The sequence below is a fragment of the Pandoraea sp. genome, from assembly GCF_004297875.1.
Classification (GTDB): domain Bacteria; phylum Pseudomonadota; class Gammaproteobacteria; order Burkholderiales; family Burkholderiaceae; genus Pandoraea.
In genome coordinates this window covers 75,328-91,995 of record NZ_SCSK01000001.1, presented here as the reverse complement: position 1 = coordinate 91,995, position 16,668 = coordinate 75,328, and the positions used below count along the sequence as shown (strand labels likewise).

At 61.4% G+C, this 16,668-nt stretch carries 17 protein-coding genes; 5 read left to right on the top strand and 12 right to left on the bottom strand.

Going from position 1 to position 16,668, the window contains the following annotated elements; genetic code table 11:
• Positions 1-24: 24 nt before the first annotated feature.
• Genes gatB through gatC form a run of 4 tightly spaced genes read right to left on the bottom strand, consistent with a single transcriptional unit; the run spans position 25 to position 3,817 of the window.
• Positions 25-1,497, bottom strand: coding sequence for an Asp-tRNA(Asn)/Glu-tRNA(Gln) amidotransferase subunit GatB (gatB, locus tag EPN80_RS00440; protein ID WP_047215455.1), 1,473 nt, complete (start codon positions 1,495-1,497; stop codon positions 25-27).
• Positions 1,498-1,517: 20 nt separating this feature from the next.
• Entirely contained in the window at positions 1,518-1,970 is a 453-nt protein-coding gene (locus EPN80_RS00435; RefSeq protein WP_293022241.1) for a hypothetical protein, read from the bottom strand.
• Complete coding sequence (gene gatA, locus EPN80_RS00430) at positions 1,970-3,466, bottom strand: Asp-tRNA(Asn)/Glu-tRNA(Gln) amidotransferase subunit GatA (RefSeq protein WP_047215457.1); 1,497 nt, start codon at positions 3,464-3,466, stop codon at positions 1,970-1,972. The genes EPN80_RS00435 and gatA overlap by 1 nt, the downstream gene beginning before the upstream one ends.
• Positions 3,467-3,517: 51 nt before the next feature.
• Positions 3,518-3,817 (bottom strand): Asp-tRNA(Asn)/Glu-tRNA(Gln) amidotransferase subunit GatC, encoded by a 300-nt coding sequence (gatC, locus tag EPN80_RS00425; protein ID WP_047215458.1) that lies wholly within the window; start codon positions 3,815-3,817, stop codon positions 3,518-3,520.
• A gap of 409 nt (positions 3,818-4,226) precedes the next feature.
• Here gatC and EPN80_RS00420 point away from each other — a divergent pair, with 409 nt between their 5' ends.
• The 5 genes from EPN80_RS00420 (at position 4,227) to rodA (ending at position 10,195) form a co-directional block, all read left to right on the top strand.
• Positions 4,227-5,270, top strand: a complete 1,044-nt coding sequence (locus EPN80_RS00420) for a rod shape-determining protein (protein WP_047215460.1) — start codon at positions 4,227-4,229, stop codon at positions 5,268-5,270.
• A 68-nt stretch (positions 5,271-5,338) separates the two neighbouring features.
• Positions 5,339-6,352: a rod shape-determining protein MreC gene (mreC, locus tag EPN80_RS00415; protein WP_293022234.1), complete on the top strand. Its 1,014-nt coding sequence runs from the start codon at positions 5,339-5,341 to the stop codon at positions 6,350-6,352.
• A 10-nt stretch (positions 6,353-6,362) separates the two neighbouring features.
• Complete coding sequence (gene mreD, locus EPN80_RS00410) at positions 6,363-6,875, top strand: rod shape-determining protein MreD (RefSeq protein ID WP_293022231.1); 513 nt, start codon at positions 6,363-6,365, stop codon at positions 6,873-6,875.
• Positions 6,876-6,905: 30 nt separating this feature from the next.
• Entirely contained in the window at positions 6,906-9,047 is a 2,142-nt protein-coding gene (mrdA, locus tag EPN80_RS00405; protein WP_293022228.1) for a penicillin-binding protein 2, read from the top strand.
• Positions 9,047-10,195, top strand: coding sequence for a rod shape-determining protein RodA (gene rodA, locus EPN80_RS00400; protein ID WP_293022404.1), 1,149 nt, complete (start codon positions 9,047-9,049; stop codon positions 10,193-10,195). Before mrdA ends, rodA begins: the two co-directional genes overlap by 1 nt.
• 43 nt (positions 10,196-10,238) lie before the next feature.
• On the opposite strand, the gene EPN80_RS00395 is transcribed toward rodA, so the two are convergent.
• The 8 genes from EPN80_RS00395 to EPN80_RS00360 form a co-directional block, all read right to left on the bottom strand.
• Positions 10,239-10,973, bottom strand: a complete 735-nt coding sequence (locus tag EPN80_RS00395; RefSeq protein WP_293022226.1) for a tetratricopeptide repeat protein — start codon at positions 10,971-10,973, stop codon at positions 10,239-10,241.
• 136 nt (positions 10,974-11,109) lie between these two features.
• A complete protein-coding gene (gene queD, locus EPN80_RS00390) occupies positions 11,110-11,553 on the bottom strand; it encodes a 6-carboxytetrahydropterin synthase QueD (RefSeq protein WP_293022224.1) in 444 nt (147 codons plus the stop codon).
• Positions 11,554-11,640: 87 nt separating this feature from the next.
• Positions 11,641-12,276, bottom strand: a complete 636-nt coding sequence (queE, locus tag EPN80_RS00385; protein WP_293022221.1) for a 7-carboxy-7-deazaguanine synthase — start codon at positions 12,274-12,276, stop codon at positions 11,641-11,643.
• Entirely contained in the window at positions 12,273-12,986 is a 714-nt protein-coding gene (gene queC / locus EPN80_RS00380) for a 7-cyano-7-deazaguanine synthase QueC (protein WP_293022219.1), read from the bottom strand. The genes queE and queC overlap by 4 nt, the downstream gene beginning before the upstream one ends.
• Before the next feature lie 294 nt (positions 12,987-13,280).
• Complete coding sequence (locus EPN80_RS00375) at positions 13,281-14,195, bottom strand: hypothetical protein (RefSeq protein WP_293022218.1); 915 nt, start codon at positions 14,193-14,195, stop codon at positions 13,281-13,283.
• Entirely contained in the window at positions 14,192-14,656 is a 465-nt protein-coding gene (locus EPN80_RS00370; RefSeq protein ID WP_293022216.1) for a hypothetical protein, read from the bottom strand. Before EPN80_RS00370 ends, EPN80_RS00375 begins: the two co-directional genes overlap by 4 nt.
• A 157-nt stretch (positions 14,657-14,813) precedes the next feature.
• A complete protein-coding gene (locus EPN80_RS00365) occupies positions 14,814-15,617 on the bottom strand; it encodes a hypothetical protein (RefSeq protein WP_293022214.1) in 804 nt (267 codons plus the stop codon).
• 81 nt (positions 15,618-15,698) lie between these two features.
• Positions 15,699-16,445 carry a hypothetical protein gene (locus tag EPN80_RS00360; RefSeq protein WP_293022212.1) on the bottom strand — a complete coding sequence of 249 codons (747 nt, stop codon included), beginning with the start codon at positions 16,443-16,445 and terminating at the stop codon, positions 15,699-15,701.
• Between the last annotated feature and the right edge of the window lie 223 nt (positions 16,446-16,668).

Sequence of the window (16,668 nt, the reverse complement as noted above, 5' to 3'; positions counted from 1 at the left end):
GCCTGCCGTCACACCGGAGTCAGGCTAGGCTGACAGCTTCTTGCGCAGCAATTCGTTGACCTGCTGGGGGTTCGCCTTGCCTTTGGTGGCTTTCATCGCCTGGCCGATCAGCGCGTTGAAGGCCTTCTCCTTGCCGGCCCTGAACTCTTCGACCGACTTGGCATTGGCCGCCAGCACTTCGTCGATGATCTTCTCCAGCGCACCGGTGTCGGAGATCTGCTTGAGGCCTTTCGACTCGATGATGCGATCGGCTGCCGCTTCGTCGTCGGCGGGCTCGTCCCACATATGCTGGAACACTTCCTTGGCGATCTTGTTGGAGATCGTGCCGTCGGCGATGCGCGCCAGCAAGCCGGCGAGTTGCGCGGCCGACACCGGGCAGGCCGCCAGTTCGATGCCGTCACGGTTGAGTTGCGAGGCCAGCTCGCCCATGATCCAGTTGGCGGCCGGCTTGGCACTGGCCGCGCCGGCCCGGGCGACGACCGCCTCGAAATAGGTCGCCATGGCCTTGGATGACGTCAGCACGGCGGCGTCGTATTTGGTCAGTCCGTACTGCTCGACCAGGCGCGCTTGCATCGCGCCGGGCAACTCCGGCAGTTCGCCGCGCACACGCTCGATCCAGTCGGCGGCGATCACCAGGGGCATCAGATCCGGATCGGGGAAATAGCGATAATCATGCGCGTCTTCCTTGCTGCGCATCGAGCGGGTTTCTCTCTTGTCCGGATCGTACAGGCGCGTCTCCTGCACGACCTCGCCACCGTCCTCGATCAATTCGATCTGACGCCGCACCTCATAGTGAATTGCCTCCTCGAGGAAGCGAAACGAGTTCAGGTTCTTGATTTCGGCGCGCGTGCCGAAAGCTTCCTGCCCCACCGGGCGCACCGAGACGTTCGCGTCGCAGCGAAACGATCCTTCCTGCATGTTGCCGTCGCAAATGCCCAGCCACACCACCAGGCCGTGCAGCGCCTTGGCATAGGCCACCGCCTCCGCGGCGCTGCGCATATCCGGCTCGGTGACGATTTCGAGCAGCGGCGTGCCGGCCCGGTTCAGATCGATACCGGTCATGCCTGCGAAATCCTCATGCAGCGACTTGCCGGCATCTTCCTCGAGATGGGCGCGCGTGAGCTGCACCGTCTTTTCGTAGGCCGGCATGCCCGTCTTCTCGTCGGCCGGGACTTGAATGGTCAGCGCGCCGCCCTGCACCACCGGGATTTCGTACTGGCTGATTTGATAGCCCTTGGGCAAATCCGGGTAGAAATAATTTTTCCGGGCGAAAATGCTTTGCGGCGCAATCGTCGCACCGATCGACAGCCCAAACTGGATCGCGCGTTCGACCGCGCCCCGGTTCATGACCGGCAATACGCCAGGCAGCGCCAGATCCACCGGGCACGCCTGTGTGTTGGGCGCCGCCCCGAAGCGGGTCGATGCCCCTGAAAAAATTTTTGATGCCGTGGAGAGCTGCGCATGCGTCTCCAGGCCAATCACGACTTCCCATTGCATAGTGCTTACCTTTTCATTCATCAGCCCGCGCGGCGCGTGGCCGCCGCGCAGATGCCGGCGTGAGGATCGAACATGACCGGCCATGCCTCTTGGTAAATGCCCGGCGTACAGTACTGCTCGCAATTCGCATGCGCCAGCGTCACGCGCCCCGGCTCCTGCCAGACCATCAGCTCGCAAGCGCTGCCGTCGCGCGCGCGCAGCTCGATTTGCGGACGTGTGCGCGTTTGCCGAAACTCGGACAGCTCGAAATGGCAACTGCCGCGCTGCCCAACCCATAGCCGCCAGGACAGCGCCTGCACCCAGTTGTCGCGCACCTTCAGGGTCGCCTGCTCGCGAAAGCCGTCCACATCCGTCTGAGCACAATGGCCGTCGAGATCGATCGGGTGATAGGCGATCGGCGCACTCGGCAGCGAACTGAAACTGCACGACGCAAGGAGCACGGCACAACCGGCCGCGGCCAGCGCATACCGCATCAGACGCCCCCCTGCGGTTGGCGGCGATGCCAGTCGGTCACCTGCTGGAACGCGTGCGCGACCTGCAGCATGCGCGCCTCGTCAAAATAATTGCCGATGATCTGCATGCCGACCGGGCGCTGCGCCTGGCCGAAGCCAACCGGCACGCTCATGCCCGGCAAGCCCGCCAGACTGACCGACAGCGTATAGATATCGGCCAGGTACATCTTGAGCGGATCGTCGCTCTTCTCACCCAGATTCCATGCCACGCTCGGCGCGACCGGTCCGATGATGAGGTCGCACTGGGCGAAAGCGTCCTGGAAGTCCTGCGCGATCAGGCGGCGAATGCGCTGCGCCTGCAGGTAATAGGCGTCGTAATAGCCATGCGACAGCACGTACGTGCCCACCAGGATGCGGCGCTTGACCTCGGCGCCGAAGCCTTCGGCGCGGGTCTTCTTGTACATGTCGAGCAGATCGGCATATTGCGCGGCCCGATGTCCGTAACGCACGCCGTCGAAGCGCGACAGATTGGACGACGCCTCGGCCGGCGCGATCACGTAATACACCGGGATCGACAGTTCGGTCTTGGGCAACGAAATCTCGACTCGCACGGCCCCGAGGCTCTCCAGCGTCTGCAAGGCATTTTCGATCGCCGTGCGTACGTCGTCGGCCAGCCCGTCGCCGAAATACTCGCGCGGCAGGCCGACGCGCAGCCCGGCCAGCGGCTGAGCCGCACTCGCGCCGGGCAACGGCTGGCCGAGCTGGCGCATGTAATTTTCGGCCGGACGCTCCAGGCTGGTCGAGTCGCGCTTGTCGAACCCTGCCATGGCGCTGAGCAACTGCGCGCAGTCCGCCGCGCTGCGGCCGAGCGGGCCGCCCTGGTCGAGCGACGAGGCAAACGCGATCATGCCGTAGCGCGACACGTTGCCGTACGTCGGCTTGATGCCCGTGAGCCCGCAAAAAGCGGCGGGCTGCCGAATCGAGCCGCCGGTGTCCGTGCCGGTAGCCACCGGCGCCAGCCCACCGGCAACTGCCGCGGCAGACCCGCCGGACGATCCGCCGGGCACGGCGCTCAGGTCCCATGGGTTTTTCACGGGGCCAAAATGGGAGTTTTCGTTCGACGAGCCCATCGCGAACTCGTCCATATTGGTTTTGCCAAGGCATACCATGCCCGCTTCGGCCAGGCGCTCGACGACGGCGGCATCGAACGGACTGCGGTAGCCCGCCAGCATGCGCGAGCCGGCCGTGGAAACCCATTCGCGGGTGACGAAAACGTCCTTGTGAGCCAGCGGAATACCCAGCAGCGGGGCGGTCGCGCCGCCTTCGCCGCGCGCCAGCCGTGCGTCGGCCGCGCGGGCCTGGGCCAGCGTGGCCTCGGGCGACACGTCGACAAAGGCGTTGAGCGCCCGAGCCGCGTCGATACGGGCCAGATAATGTTGGGCCAGCTCGACGCTGGACACGCGCTTGGTGTCGAGCGCCGTGCGCAGGTCTTGCAAATCGGTCAGGGAGAGTTCCATAAAACCATCAGGAGAAAATGCGATTGAGCGGCGCACAGCATTGCGCCGCGCTCATTCAATGACTTTGGGTACCAGATACAGCCCGTCCTGCACGGCCGGCGCGGGCCGTTGATTGGCCTCGCGGTCGACCGCCTCGGTCACCGCGTCCTCGCGCAGGCGCAGGCTCACCGCCTGGATCTGTTCGATCGGATGCGCCAGCGGCGCGACGCCTTCGGTGTCGACCGCCTGCATCTGTTCGACCAGCCCGAAAAACCCATTCAATTCCGCAAGCGTGTGCTCGGCTTCGCCGGGCGCGAGTTCGATGCGCGCCAGATGCGCGATGCGCGTGACATCGCTGAGATTCAATGCCATGAAATATCTCAATAAAAATCAATGCGTTTGAGTCGCCGACGGCATGCCGCGACGCGGCCAGACAGGAGGATTTTCCGAAAGCCGGCTATGGCGGCGCCGGGGTCGGTTCGCGGCGCCAAACTCCGCTTTTTTCCTGCAAAATCCCCAAAATTATAAGGTATCATTGCACATTAAATTTTTGGCCGGGCAGCATTTTGCATGTTTTAGCCCGGTCGATGCCGCGCTCGCGGGCCCCGAAGCGGCGTGCGGCACTCGACATGCAGCCACCCGGTTGGCCTTGGTGCGATTGGCACAGGACCAGCGCTGGCGCATCGGCCCGCAGAAATTTCGAGTTCGAGCCCCGTATTTCAGACACTGCCAACCCGCCCATCGAATTCGGCCGGTGGCATCACGCGAAACAGGATTTTGCATGTTCGGTTTTCTACGCAGCTATTTTTCCAACGATCTGGCAATCGACCTCGGTACGGCCAACACGCTGATCTACATGCGCGGCAAGGGTGTCGTCCTGGACGAGCCCTCGGTCGTCGCGATCCGTCAGGAAGGCGGCCCCAGCGGCAAAAAGACGATTCAGGCGGTCGGCAAGGAAGCCAAGCAGATGCTCGGCAAGGTGCCCGGCAACATCGAGGCGATCCGGCCCATGAAAGACGGCGTGATCGCCGATTTCACGGTGACCGAGCAGATGATCAAGCAGTTCATCAAGATGGCGCACGAATCGCGCATGTTCTCACCGAGCCCGCGCATCATCATCTGCGTGCCATGCGGCTCGACGCAGGTCGAGCGGCGCGCGATCAAGGAAGCCGCGCACGGCGCCGGCGCCTCGCAGGTCTATCTGATCGAAGAACCGATGGCCGCGGCCATCGGCGCCGGCCTGCCGGTATCGGAAGCCACCGGCTCGATGGTGGTCGACATCGGCGGCGGTACCACGGAAGTCGGCGTGATCTCGCTGGGCGGCATCGTCTACAAGGGTTCGGTACGCGTGGGCGGTGACAAGTTCGACGAGGCGATCGTCAACTACATTCGCCGCAACTACGGCATGCTGATCGGTGAGCAGACCGCCGAAGCGATCAAGAAGGAAATCGGCTCGGCCTTCCCCGGCTCCGAGGTCAAGGAGATGGAAGTCAAGGGCCGCAACCTCTCCGAGGGCATTCCGCGCGCCTTCACCATCTCCAGCAACGAAATTCTCGAAGCGCTGACCGACCCGCTCAACCAGATCGTCTCGTCGGTCAAGATCGCACTCGAGCAAACACCGCCCGAGCTGGGCGCCGACATTGCCGAGCGCGGCATGATGCTGACCGGCGGCGGCGCGCTGTTGCGCGACCTCGATCGCCTGCTGGCCGAGGAAACCGGCTTGCCGGTGCTGGTGGCCGAAGACCCGCTGACGTGCGTGGTGCGCGGCTCCGGCATGGCGCTCGAGCGCATGGACAAGCTCGGCAGCATCTTTTCGTACGAGTGAACTTGCCAAGAGCACGGCTCCGCGGCGCGGCCGACGGATCCCTTTAAGACGGTTTTTCAAGGCATTGCATGCAGTACAGTCCGCCGCCACTCTTCAAGCAAGGGCCGTCGGCGCTGGCGCGACTCATCTGTTTCGTCGCGTTGGCCGTCGGCCTGCTCGTGGTCGACTCGCACTACAAGACGCTGGAAAATCTGCGCTATTTCATCGGCACGGCCCTGTATCCGTTACAGCGCGTGATGCTGGTGCCGCGCGACAGTCTGGTCGGCGCTTCCGATTTCCTGGTCAGCGAAGGCCAGTTGCGCGCCCAGAATCGCCTGCTGCGCGAGCGTAACCTCGAGTTGTCGGCGCAAGCGATGCGCAACGCCGAGCTCAGCGCCGAGAACGACCACCTGCGACAATTGCTGGCGCTGCGCGACCGCATGCAGGTACCGACCATCCCGGCCCAGATCGAGTACGACACGCGCGATCCGTTCACGCAGAAGGTAGTCATCGACCGCGGCTCGCGACAGGGGGTCAAGGCCGGCGCCCCCGTGATCACCGAGCAGGGACTGCTGGGACAGGTCACACGCGTATTCTTGATGTACTCCGAAGTAACCCTGATTACCGACAAGGATCAGGCCGTGCCCGTGCAACTGTTGCGCAGCGGCGTGAACAGCGTGGTCTACGGGGGCTTGCCGGGCGGCGCGCTCGATCTGCGCTTCATCCCCTTGAGCGCCGACGTGAAAGTGGGCGATCAGGTAGTCACCAACGGCCTGGGCGGTGTGTATCCCGCCGGCGTGCCGGTCGCTCGCGTCACACGTGTGGACAAGCAGTCCGACACGACTTTCGCCCGCATCGTCTGCCAACCGGTGGCGCAACTGCACAGCCAGCGGCAGGTGCTGGTGCTGCAATACAACCCGCCACCTCCGCCCCCGACCGAGGCCGCCGGCTCCACCGATCAAAACGCGCCGCCGACCGACAAGAACGGCAAAGACGGCAAGAAAGGCGACGCTCGCAAGACCGGCAAGCCCCAGGGTGCGACCGCGCACGGCAAGGCCACTGCCGCGCCCGCGCAGAAAACGCCGGAAAAGAAAACACCATGAAGAGTCTTCCATGACCCGCCCGCAATACATACTGCTGCCGGTCAATCCGTACTTCATCGCCATCAGCCTGATCGCCGCCTTTCTGGTCAACCTGATGCCGTGGGGTGACGTTCCGGTGATGCCCGACTTCGTCGCGCTGGTGTTGATTTTCTGGAATATTCACCAGCCCCGCAAAGTCGGCATGGGCATCGCCTTCATCGTCGGGCTGCTGATGGACGTGCACAATGCGGGCCTGCTTGGCGAGCACGCACTCGCCTATACGCTGCTGTCCTACGGTGCGATCATGATTCACCGGCGCGTGCTGTGGTTCACGCTCTTCACCCAGGCGCTGCTGGTGCTGCCGCTGCTGTTGCTCGCCCACCTCGTGCCGTTCCTGATACGGTTGGCGACCGGCGCCCCGTTTCCCGGCTGGTGGCCATTGCTGGCCGCGTTCGTCGAAGCGGCGCTATGGCCGATCGTCAGCATCCTCCTGCTGGCGCCGCAGAAGCGCGCCGTCGATCGCGACGATACGCGGCCGATCTGATTTCGCCACGCCAGGGACGGCCCGCTTCGCATGACCGAATTCAAAAATCTCGAGCAGCAACTCAAACAGTTTCACCTGCGCATTTCCGCTGCCGGGCTGTTCGTGCTGCTGTGCTTTGGGCTGCTCGCGGGACGCTTCGTCTATTTGCAGGTGTTCAAGCACAAGCTGTATGCACTGCAGGCCGACGAAAACCGCATCGCACTGGCGCCGATCGTGCCCAATCGCGGCGTCATCATGGACCGCAACGGCGTGGTGCTGGCCGACAATTACTCCGCCTATACGCTGGAGATCACGCCGTCGAAGATCGACGAACCACTGCCAAAGCTGATCGACCAACTGGCCACGGTGGTACGTATTACGCCGCGCGACCGCTCGCGCTTCAAGCGGCTTCTCGAGGACGGCAAAAGTTTCGAGAGCTTGCCGATCCGCACTCGGCTGAGCGATGACGAAGTCGCGCAGTTTGTTGCTCAGCGTTATCGTTTTCCGGGTGTCGAGGTGCATGCCCGCCTGTTCCGGCAATATCCGCTCGGCGAGACGGCCGCACACGTGATCGGCTATGTCGGCCGCATTTCGCAGCGCGATCGCGAGCACCTCCAGAAAATGAGCGAGGAAAACGACGCCGATCCCGCCCACTACGACATTCGGCGCGATATCAACAACTATCGCGGCACCGATTACATCGGCAAGACCGGTGTCGAGCAGAGTTATGAAACCCAGCTGCATGGCGTCACCGGTTTCGAGGAGGTCGAGGTGACCGCGGGCGGCCGGCCCGTGCGCGTCATCTCCCGCACGCCGGCGACGCCGGGCGACAACCTGATCCTGTCGATCGACATCAAGCTGCAGGAGGTCGCCGAGAAGGCTTTTGCCGGACAGCGTGGCGCACTGGTGGCAATCGAGCCGTCGACCGGCGATGTGCTGGCTTTCGTATCGGAGCCCAGTTTCAACCCCAACCTGTTCGTCGAGGGCATCGACCAGCAAAACTGGGATGCGCTCAACAACTCGCCCGACAAGCCACTGCTCGATCGCCCCTTGCGCGGCACTTATCCGATCGGCTCGACCTACAAGCCGTTCATGGCGCTGGCCGGACTGACCCTGGGCAAGCGCACCGAGGACTGGAGTTTCCACGATCCTGGTTTTTACAAGCTCGGCAACCACGTCTTCCGCAACGACGTGCGCAGCGGACAGGGACAAGTCAATATGTACCGCTCCATCGTGGTATCGAACGACACCTATTACTACATGCTCGCGCACGATCTCGGCGTCGATGCCATTCACGATTTCATGGTGCCCTGGGGCTTCGGACAGCTCACCGGTATCGACATCGCCGGCGAGGCGCGCGGCGTGTTGCCCTCCAAGGCCTGGAAGCGCATGGCATACAAGACACCGGCGCAACAGCGTTGGTACGAGGGCGAGACGGTGAGTCTTGGCATCGGCCAGGGCTATAACTCGTTTACGATCCTGCAGACCGCGCACGCGGTCGCCACGCTGGCCAATAACGGCGTGGTGATGAAACCGCATCTGGTACAGGCCGTTCAGGATCCGATCACGCATCAGATTCAGCTGACCGTGCCGCATGCCAGCTTCCGGATCCCGGTCAAGCAGAAGTACATCGACTTCGTCAAACATGCGATGGAAGGCGTGACGAGCAATCCCGAAGGCACGGCCTACCGCCAATTCATTGGCGTCCCCTATACGGTCGCCGGCAAAACCGGTACTGCACAGGTCTTTTCGCTGACCAAGGGCGAGGTCTACAACCATAACCTCGTGCCGGAATTCAAGCGGGATCATGCCGTTTTTGAAGCGTTCGCTCCGGTAGACCACCCGAAGATCGCGCTGGCGTTGTTGGTCGAAAACGCCGGGTGGGGCGCTTCGGTCGCGGCGCCCATCGCCCGCAAGGTACTGGACTATTATTTGATCGACGAGCCCAAGGAGCGCGCCGCGCAAGCCGCCGCCAACCAGGCGGCGGGCATCCCCGGCGCTGCCAGTGCGCCCGGCGCCGCCAGTGGCGTCGTGGCGCCGGCCTCGGCGGCGGACGCCCGCTCGGCGCAGTCGCCAGGCGCGACCGTATCGCGCACGTCAGGCCCGCCGCATGCCGCCAAGGCTCCCTTGCCGCTGTTCAGGGACGAGGCGCGCCGACGCGCCGCGCTTCGCTCCCACGGAGAAAGCCAATGATGACGCTCGACAAGCCGTCCATCACGGACCGGGTAAAGCGGGCATTCGCCGCATTCGATTTGCCCCTGGTGGTAATCATGTTGTTGCTGCTGGCGATCGGACTGGTCGCACTCTACAGCGCCAGCATCGACGTGCCGAGCCGGGTCACCAGCCAATTGCGCAATATCGGGCTGGCGTTCGTGCTGATGTGGCTGCTGGCATCGCTGCCGACCCAGAAACTGATGCGCATCGCCGTGCCCCTTTACGCGTTCGGCATCGCCCTGCTGATCGCGGTATTCGTGATCGGCGTCACCAAGAACGGGGCGCGACGCTGGATCAATGTGGGCGTGGTGATCCAACCGTCCGAGATCATGAAAATCGCCATGCCGCTGCTGCTGGCCTGGTATTTTCAGAAGCGTGAAGGCGGCGTGCGCTGGTACGACTATGTTGTGGCGGTGGTTTTGTTGCTGATCCCGGTGGGACTGATTGCCAAACAGCCCGACCTCGGTACGGCGCTGCTGGTCGCTGCCGCCGGACTCTACGTGATTTATCTGGCCGGACTGAGCTGGAAACTGATCTTGCCGGTCTTTCTCGCCGCCGTCATCGCCATCGGGTCGCTGCTGGCCTTCGAGAGTCGCATCTGTCAGCCCAACGTCAGTTGGGTCGGGCTGCATGATTATCAGAAACATCGGATCTGCACATTCCTGGATCCGACGTCGGATCCGCTGGGCAAAGGGTTCCACACCATTCAGGCAGTCATCGCCATCGGCTCCGGCGGCGTTACCGGCAAGGGTTGGCTCAAGGGCACCCAGGCCCACCTCGAATTCATCCCTGAAAAACACACCGACTTCATTTTCGCGGTCTTCGCCGAGGAATTCGGCCTGATCGGTGAGAGCGTGCTGTTGCTGCTCTATTTTGCGCTGGTGGTGCGCGGCCTGATGATCGCCGCCAGCGGAGCCACGCAGTTCGGGCGATTGCTGGCCGGGGCGATCAGCATGATTTTCTTTACTTATTCGTTCGTCAACATGGGCATGGTCAGCGGCATCCTGCCCGTGGTCGGCGTGCCATTGCCATTCATGAGTTACGGCGGCACGGCGCTGGTCACGCTCGGCGTGGGCGTCGGCATTCTGATGAGCGTCGCGCGCGAAAAACGCCTGATGCAGAGTTAGAGGCCGCCTGCCCGAGCGCGGGCAGGCGGCCTCCCTTTATGGCTCAGTGGGCCGGACTGCCTGCCGGCGCCGCCTGTTGAGCAGTCTCGGCCGCGCGTCGTGCTGTCAGGGCTCGCAATTTGCCCAACGCAGCGATGTCGCCCTGCGCTGCCGCGCGCGCATACCACACGCGCGCTTGATCGATGTCGGGCGTCATGACACCGTAGCCGTGCTCGTAGTAACTCGCGACGATGTATTGCGACGGCAGGTCGCCCCCTCTGGCCGCTTTGAGATAGAGATCGAAGGCTTTGTGGTAATCCAGCGGGACGCCGCGCCCAATGAAGTATTCGTTGGCCATCGCCGCTTCAGCCTCGATGTGCCCCTGTTCGGCGGCCTTGCCGTACCAAAAATTGGCGTCCTTGATGGATTTGTTCACCACATACCCATCGTCGAACATCTTTCCGTAAAGAAATTGGGCCTGACTCATGCCAGCCAGAGCGGCCTTGTGCAGCCATTGCGCGCCCTCTTGCGGCGCCGCCTTCGCTGCGCCCTCGCCATTGAGCAGCATCATCGCGTAATCGAATTCAGCCAGGCGGTTTCCCTGGCCAGCGGCCTGGCGAAACTGCGCCAACGCCTGTTTTCGATGTCCTGCCTGGTAATTGCGTATGGCCTGCTCGGTCAATTTTTTTGCCGGCGGCGGCGCCTGGGCGGCGTCCGCCGACGATGAGAGCGCTGCGATCGCAGCACCGCAGACGAGCGCCATCGACGCGATCCGCCTCATGTTTTGCCATGCTTTCATGAAATACCCCCGCAGCTTCATTGCACCTGGTTGAACGCCTGACGCTTAGTCGGCATGCAAGCGGAATCCTGACACCTCGCTCGTTGCACCGATCATCATAGCCCGATCGGCCCGAACCTGCGCTGCGGGTTATCGGCTAGCGGCAGACCTCGGCCCAGCAGTTGGGCGTTTCGTACAGACGCACCCGCGTCAGACGCAGATTGACGCCGTAATGAGCGTCGAACACCGCTGCCAAAACGTCGAAAGCGACGGCCGCGAGGTTCTCTACCGTCGGCACCCGGTCCAGCACGACCGTCTTGTGATCCGGCAGGCTGTCGAGAAACCCCCTGACGGCAGCATCGTTCTCGTAGACCAGGAAGGCGTGATCCCACACGTCGATCAGGTGCTCGCGAGCGAGCGTCTTGACGTCGGCGAAGTCCATCACCATGCCGTTGTCGGAGGCGCCCTCGTGCTGCATGATCTCGCCGCACAGGGTAATTTCCAGAACGTAACGATGTCCGTGCAGGTTACGGCACTGGCTCCGATGATCGGGAATGCGGTGACCTGCGTCGAACTCAAGTTTTCGGGTAATGGTAATCACGCAAAATCGCTCTTCAATGAGGAGGCGGCCCCGTAGCCGGCGTTGCACTCAATCGACACACGCCGCGCTGGCCGGGCCTGGCGCCCCCTAGGGAATATTCAGATACTTGTGCGTTTGCATCGACAGCCGCCAGCGCGGATGCTGCTTGCAATAATCGATAGCCCAACGCGTATTGGCCTCGCGCAGCGGGCCGTCCATCGGCTGCAAATAAAAGTGCTCGAAGTCCAATGCCTCGTACCCGGCCAGCGACTGACGCGCCTGCGGCACCACCACTTTCAGCTCGTGCCCCCGAGTCACGACCAGCGGCGCATCCGCTTTCGGACTGACGCAAACCCAATCGATGCCGGGTGGCACAGGCTGGGTGCCGTTGGTCTCGATCGCGATGCGGAAGCGCGAGCGGTGCAGCGCATCGATCAATGGCTCATCGAGCTGCAGCAAAGGTTCTCCACCGGTGCACACGACGAAGCGGTGCTCGCTGTCGCCGGCTGGCCAGAGCGACGCGATGCGTTCGGCCAGGGCTTCCGGCGTCGCATATTTTCCGCCGTTCTCGCCGTCAGTGCCGACAAAATCTGTATCGCAAAAGCGGCACACCGCGTCGGCGCGGTCCTGCTCGCGGCCAGTCCAGAGGTTGCAACCCGCGAAGCGGCAAAATACGGCCGGCCGGCCGGCGTTGGCGCCCTCGCCCTGCAATGTATAGAAAATTTCCTTGACGGTGTAGGTCATTGTCCGCCCTGGGCTATGTAGCCCTCATATCCACGGCGACGCAACTCGCACGCCGGGCATTCGCCGCAACCGTAACCCCAGGCATGCAGCTCACCGCGCTCGCCGAGGTAACAGGTATGCGTGGCTTCGCGCACCAGCTCGACCAAAGGCGCACCGCCCAGCGAGTGCGCAAGCCGCCAGGTCTGGGTCTTGTCGATCCACATCAGCGGCGTCTCGACGATGAAACGGCGATCCATGCCAAGATTGAGTGCCACCTGGAGCGCCTTCATGGTGTCGTCCCGGCAATCCGGATAACCGGAGAAGTCGGTCTCGCACATGCCGCCGACCAGCACGCGCAAGCCGCGACGGTAGGCAATGGTGGCGCCGATCGTCATGAACAGCAGGTTGCGGCCCGGCACGAAGGTGTTGGGCAAATGATCCGCGCTCATTGCAATCGAGACTTCGCGCGTCAATGCGGTGTCGCTGATCTGACCGAGCACCGACAGGTCGATCATGTGATCCTCGCCCAGCCGCGGGGTCCACGCCGGGAATTCGGCACGCAACCGTGCCAGCACGTCGGTGCGGCAATCCAGCTCGACCCGATGGCGCTGGCCGTAATCGAAACCGAGCGTTTCCACGCGAGCATAGCGCGCCAGCGCCCAGGCCAGGCAAGTGGTCGAGTCTTGTCCGCCGGAGAACAAGACCAGTGCGGCATCTTCAGATATCGTCATGATCGCATGTACGCAAATTCCCCTGCTGCGGGGATCCCCACGCCGAATCCATCACACATGCGGGACAGCGGCGGGCTCTGGCGGCGACCATTTTGCCGGACCGCGCATGAGGCGGGCAAAATCGTCGCAAAACGCAAAAAGGGCTTGCATGGATGCAAGCCCTTGGTGTTCTTGGTGGCGTACCTTACCACATAAAAGAACCATTTCCGTCCGAATTGTAGCAAATATTGCAACGCAATCGGAAACCGGCTCAATTCATAGGGGACAACAACGAGCACCGCGCATGCGCGCGGATCACTCGACGGAGATCAGCTGGCGCTTGTAAATGTCCCTCTTCTCAACTGAGTCCCAATACTTGGCCGTCAGAACCTTGATCCGCGCCGGAGAAGTAATCGTCAGGCGTTGGACCTGATCAGTCAGCTTCAATGGGAATCGGATCGAGACCTTCCCGTCATCAGTCCGCAGATCCAGCCGGCCAGTGTCGGTGATTCCAGCCACTCTGCCGTCAATGAGTTCCTCGTACCGCTCCGGCTCACGGATGGTATCAAGTAGCGTTCTGATGCGAGTAATCTCGTCAGGCCTTCCCTCCCAGAACTGCCGTCCACGCGGAGATTGCCAGGTAAATTGCGCCGCCAGCCCAGCTCCGTCCAATGCCTTCATGAACTCACTGAGCTGGTGCGCCGAACGACCGCCGACCGCGTCAACTGCATCGTAGAAATCATCCTGCCTCGCGTTCAGCAGACGAAACATCTGCGTCAGCGTCGCTTGCAACAAGCTCTCACCCGTTAAATCGGGTAACGCGCTCCCCGTCACGAAGATCCGGGTAGAGCCGTGACCCAAGCCAGCCAGCTTAAGGTTGAGCGCGCTTACGATATCGTCCGCAACGCCGCGTGCAGCATCGTTTCCGTAACGCAGTCGGTGTGCAGCAAGCTTCCATGCTTTCGACAATGGCTCCATGGCTGAAATAAACCAGTCGAGAGCAATGCTGCCGTTCGCACGAGGGCCGATGAGGCGTAAGTCAACCAGCTCACCGGCCTCCTCGGCCTCTTCGAGCATTAGCTGGTGCGCAACGCTATGAGCCGCGTCGCTCTGATTTTTCGCGGCCAGTTGCAGGAAGAAGTCTTCCGGATCTGCTTGGGCACGCTCGGCTGTCTCGCTTGCGAACTTGGCTAGTGAGTCAGCGTGCTCTTTCAGGAACTTGCTGCTCATAAGTGAATCTCCGCAAAGCCCTTCGCCGAGACACGGTCGTGCCCGAATCCAAGGACACCACGCCAATATGCCTCTCTATGAAAAACATCATCTTGCGGAGACATCTCGATGTAAAGATCCAGGTTGAAGATGTTCTCTGCCGCTGCTCTGTTCAATAAGTTATCCACTTGCTGCCGCAGCGCAGCAGTCACGTTGACGTGGCCATTGACCCAGCGCGGATTCCACAATACGCAATCGATATCGCCCGGGGACGGCTTTTCTGTCAAAAATGAACCGTCGAGCCACAATGTGCCGCCTATGCCCAGTGCCTGCAACGCCCCATACCACCTGGCCAGGTTCTGGTGCAGATCCTGGCGGCGGAGGTCTGCGCCGAATGGCGCAACGGCCAAGGCGTGGAGACCTTGAATCGTCATGTTGTGCATTCCCGGCTGCAGCAGCGGTGGGAAATCAGGTTTCGCCATTCTTCTTATCTGTTTGCGATCAGCAATGAAGGGCCGCCTGATCGACAAGCTGCCCCCTCCCCGAACGGCCGATGGTATCAGTTATCGGTCAGCGACATCCGATTCGTCGGCCGGCCATTGCCCATCTCGTCGAGATCCAATTTCCCGCCAGGTCAAGTTAGTCTGACGATGGCTCGGACCAAAATGCGTCGCCGTCCTCCGGACCATCCCGCAGACCGACAATGCCAAGGTATAGAAGAACGGGGATGGTTTTGCGATTAGCAGCCCCTTGCAGGTCAATCGCCAGCCAGCCGAGACTGAGCCCCCATACTATCGGACCTAACCACTCAGCCCACCAAGGGAACCTCGCAATGAGATTCTTTAAAAGCTCTTCAGCAGCTTTACGCCCAATGAAAGCCGCTATCGCTGCAACAGCGAGCCCCTGAACGATCGTCGCAGTTATTTCGGGGCCGAGCAGAGAAAACAATATCGGCAGAAAATATGCTTTGTTTTTCTTAATCTTATCGAAAAACTCATCCTGCTGATCCTTCCCCACCCCCGCTTTATCAAACATCTCACGTTGTTGCTCAGGCTTTAGTTCGAAAAACATCTTTTCTACGGTGAATTTCACCAATCTTTCAAGCTTCGCCTCGACACCACCAATTAATTTCTGCCTTACCTTTAATTTCTTGCTCACATCCTCGATGATTTCATGGATGCTAACTCCCGCCGGCTCCTCCGAAGATGTCAATTTTCTGTACGCGTACGCAATGTCTGAGCTGCCAAGATAGCGAATTTCTCGCTCTAAAGTCTTTGCCAGCGACTCTTTTTGGGATCGACGGCCGCCTTGCTTAAAGGAACCAAGCGCCTCGTTCAATTCGGTATCTGACGATAGGTTCGTGAAACTCTCAATTCTATCGATCAAAAACGAAAAATCATCTGCCTCGCATTTCATCAACAGCGAATTCAATTCGTATGCCATTTTTCTTCCCGTAGCTTATCGTCGTGAACTTGCCTCAGTTCAATAATTCGCACCCGCAACAGATTCGTTGCGCACTTGCAATCACTCCAACTTCGAGAGCGTGCCAATTACGGCACGCAAGAGGCGTCTGGCCTCAAATCCGTCCGTCGTTTCTGCAAACCCGCGTCGAACGCGATCGGCTAGCTCATAGCATCGTTCGTCGTCGCTGAGCGTCTCCAATCCGATCAGGAGCTCCTCGTCACTGGCAACAGCGTTCCATGCTGCCTCGCCGTCCCGCCATTCCAGATCGACGGCGCTGCACTCCTCGCCAGGTTTTACATAACCCGGAGGCGCAGGAATTGGGTCGCCATTGCCTCGAATCAAGCTAACCAGCTCCCACCGCGAATAATCCTCGGTGTAGTCGTGGAACGCTTCTGCCAGAAAACCGCCATCGACTGCGGCCTCGAGCAGCACCAGCCAGCGGAGCGTCTCAGGAGAGGCTGGTCCTTCGCACGACGACTTGACGTCGTCCGGTACGCTTTTCATGATCGCCTGCGCCAGCTTCTCGGGCGACACGCTTGAGCGTATGGATCCACCGCAGTGATTTTCGAGATATTTGGCCTCGCTGCCGCTCGTGTACCGGAAGATTGTCCGGCTCGGCCGGCCAACCGGGTGAAACTCACATCGCCAGTACGCACCGGATGGGGACGCGTACGGAAGAAGCAGCATCCTTCCGTAGCCATTCCGAATCAACCAGATGCCGGCCTGCAGTACCTTGGCCCCTGCTTCCATGATCACCTGCTCGGGTGATTTCTTTTCGAAAATCGAATCTTCATCAGACTTGGCCATAGGCCTTTGGTCTCCATTTTTCATGGTTCACAGCTCGCGCTCGCTCCTTCCACTGCCGACCTGTGAACAACGGCTGGATTTCGTCGGGCAATTGCTGTGAAAACCATGTGTCTACCTTGGGGACAATCGCTCATCCACCGTGAATCCGAGAAAGGTGTCCACATGCGTGTTCGTCTTGCGCACACAAACTTCAGAGGGTTTGCCGCGCGCCAAGCCATTGATC

What these genes read in the sequence shown, in the direction of transcription:
- gatB (WP_047215455.1), bottom strand. Translation starts at nt 1,497, where the DNA reads ATGCAATGGGAAGTCGTGATTGGCCTGGAGACGCATGCGCAGCTCTCC.
- EPN80_RS00435 (WP_293022241.1), bottom strand. Translation starts at nt 1,970, where the DNA reads ATGCGGTATGCGCTGGCCGCGGCCGGTTGTGCCGTGCTCCTTGCGTCG.
- gatA (WP_047215457.1), bottom strand. Translation starts at nt 3,466, where the DNA reads ATGGAACTCTCCCTGACCGATTTGCAAGACCTGCGCACGGCGCTCGAC.
- gatC (WP_047215458.1), bottom strand. Translation starts at nt 3,817, where the DNA reads ATGGCATTGAATCTCAGCGATGTCACGCGCATCGCGCATCTGGCGCGC.
- EPN80_RS00420 (WP_047215460.1), top strand. Translation starts at nt 4,227, where the DNA reads ATGTTCGGTTTTCTACGCAGCTATTTTTCCAACGATCTGGCAATCGAC.
- mreC (WP_293022234.1), top strand. Translation starts at nt 5,339, where the DNA reads ATGCAGTACAGTCCGCCGCCACTCTTCAAGCAAGGGCCGTCGGCGCTG.
- mreD (WP_293022231.1), top strand. Translation starts at nt 6,363, where the DNA reads ATGACCCGCCCGCAATACATACTGCTGCCGGTCAATCCGTACTTCATC.
- mrdA (WP_293022228.1), top strand. Translation starts at nt 6,906, where the DNA reads ATGACCGAATTCAAAAATCTCGAGCAGCAACTCAAACAGTTTCACCTG.
- rodA (WP_293022404.1), top strand. Translation starts at nt 9,047, where the DNA reads ATGACGCTCGACAAGCCGTCCATCACGGACCGGGTAAAGCGGGCATTC.
- EPN80_RS00395 (WP_293022226.1), bottom strand. Translation starts at nt 10,973, where the DNA reads ATGAAAGCATGGCAAAACATGAGGCGGATCGCGTCGATGGCGCTCGTC.
- queE (WP_293022221.1), bottom strand. Translation starts at nt 12,276, where the DNA reads ATGACCTACACCGTCAAGGAAATTTTCTATACATTGCAGGGCGAGGGC.
- queC (WP_293022219.1), bottom strand. Translation starts at nt 12,986, where the DNA reads ATGACGATATCTGAAGATGCCGCACTGGTCTTGTTCTCCGGCGGACAA.
- EPN80_RS00375 (WP_293022218.1), bottom strand. Translation starts at nt 14,195, where the DNA reads ATGAGCAGCAAGTTCCTGAAAGAGCACGCTGACTCACTAGCCAAGTTC.
- EPN80_RS00370 (WP_293022216.1), bottom strand. Translation starts at nt 14,656, where the DNA reads ATGGCGAAACCTGATTTCCCACCGCTGCTGCAGCCGGGAATGCACAAC.
- EPN80_RS00365 (WP_293022214.1), bottom strand. Translation starts at nt 15,617, where the DNA reads ATGGCATACGAATTGAATTCGCTGTTGATGAAATGCGAGGCAGATGAT.
- EPN80_RS00360 (WP_293022212.1), bottom strand. Translation starts at nt 16,445, where the DNA reads ATGGCCAAGTCTGATGAAGATTCGATTTTCGAAAAGAAATCACCCGAG.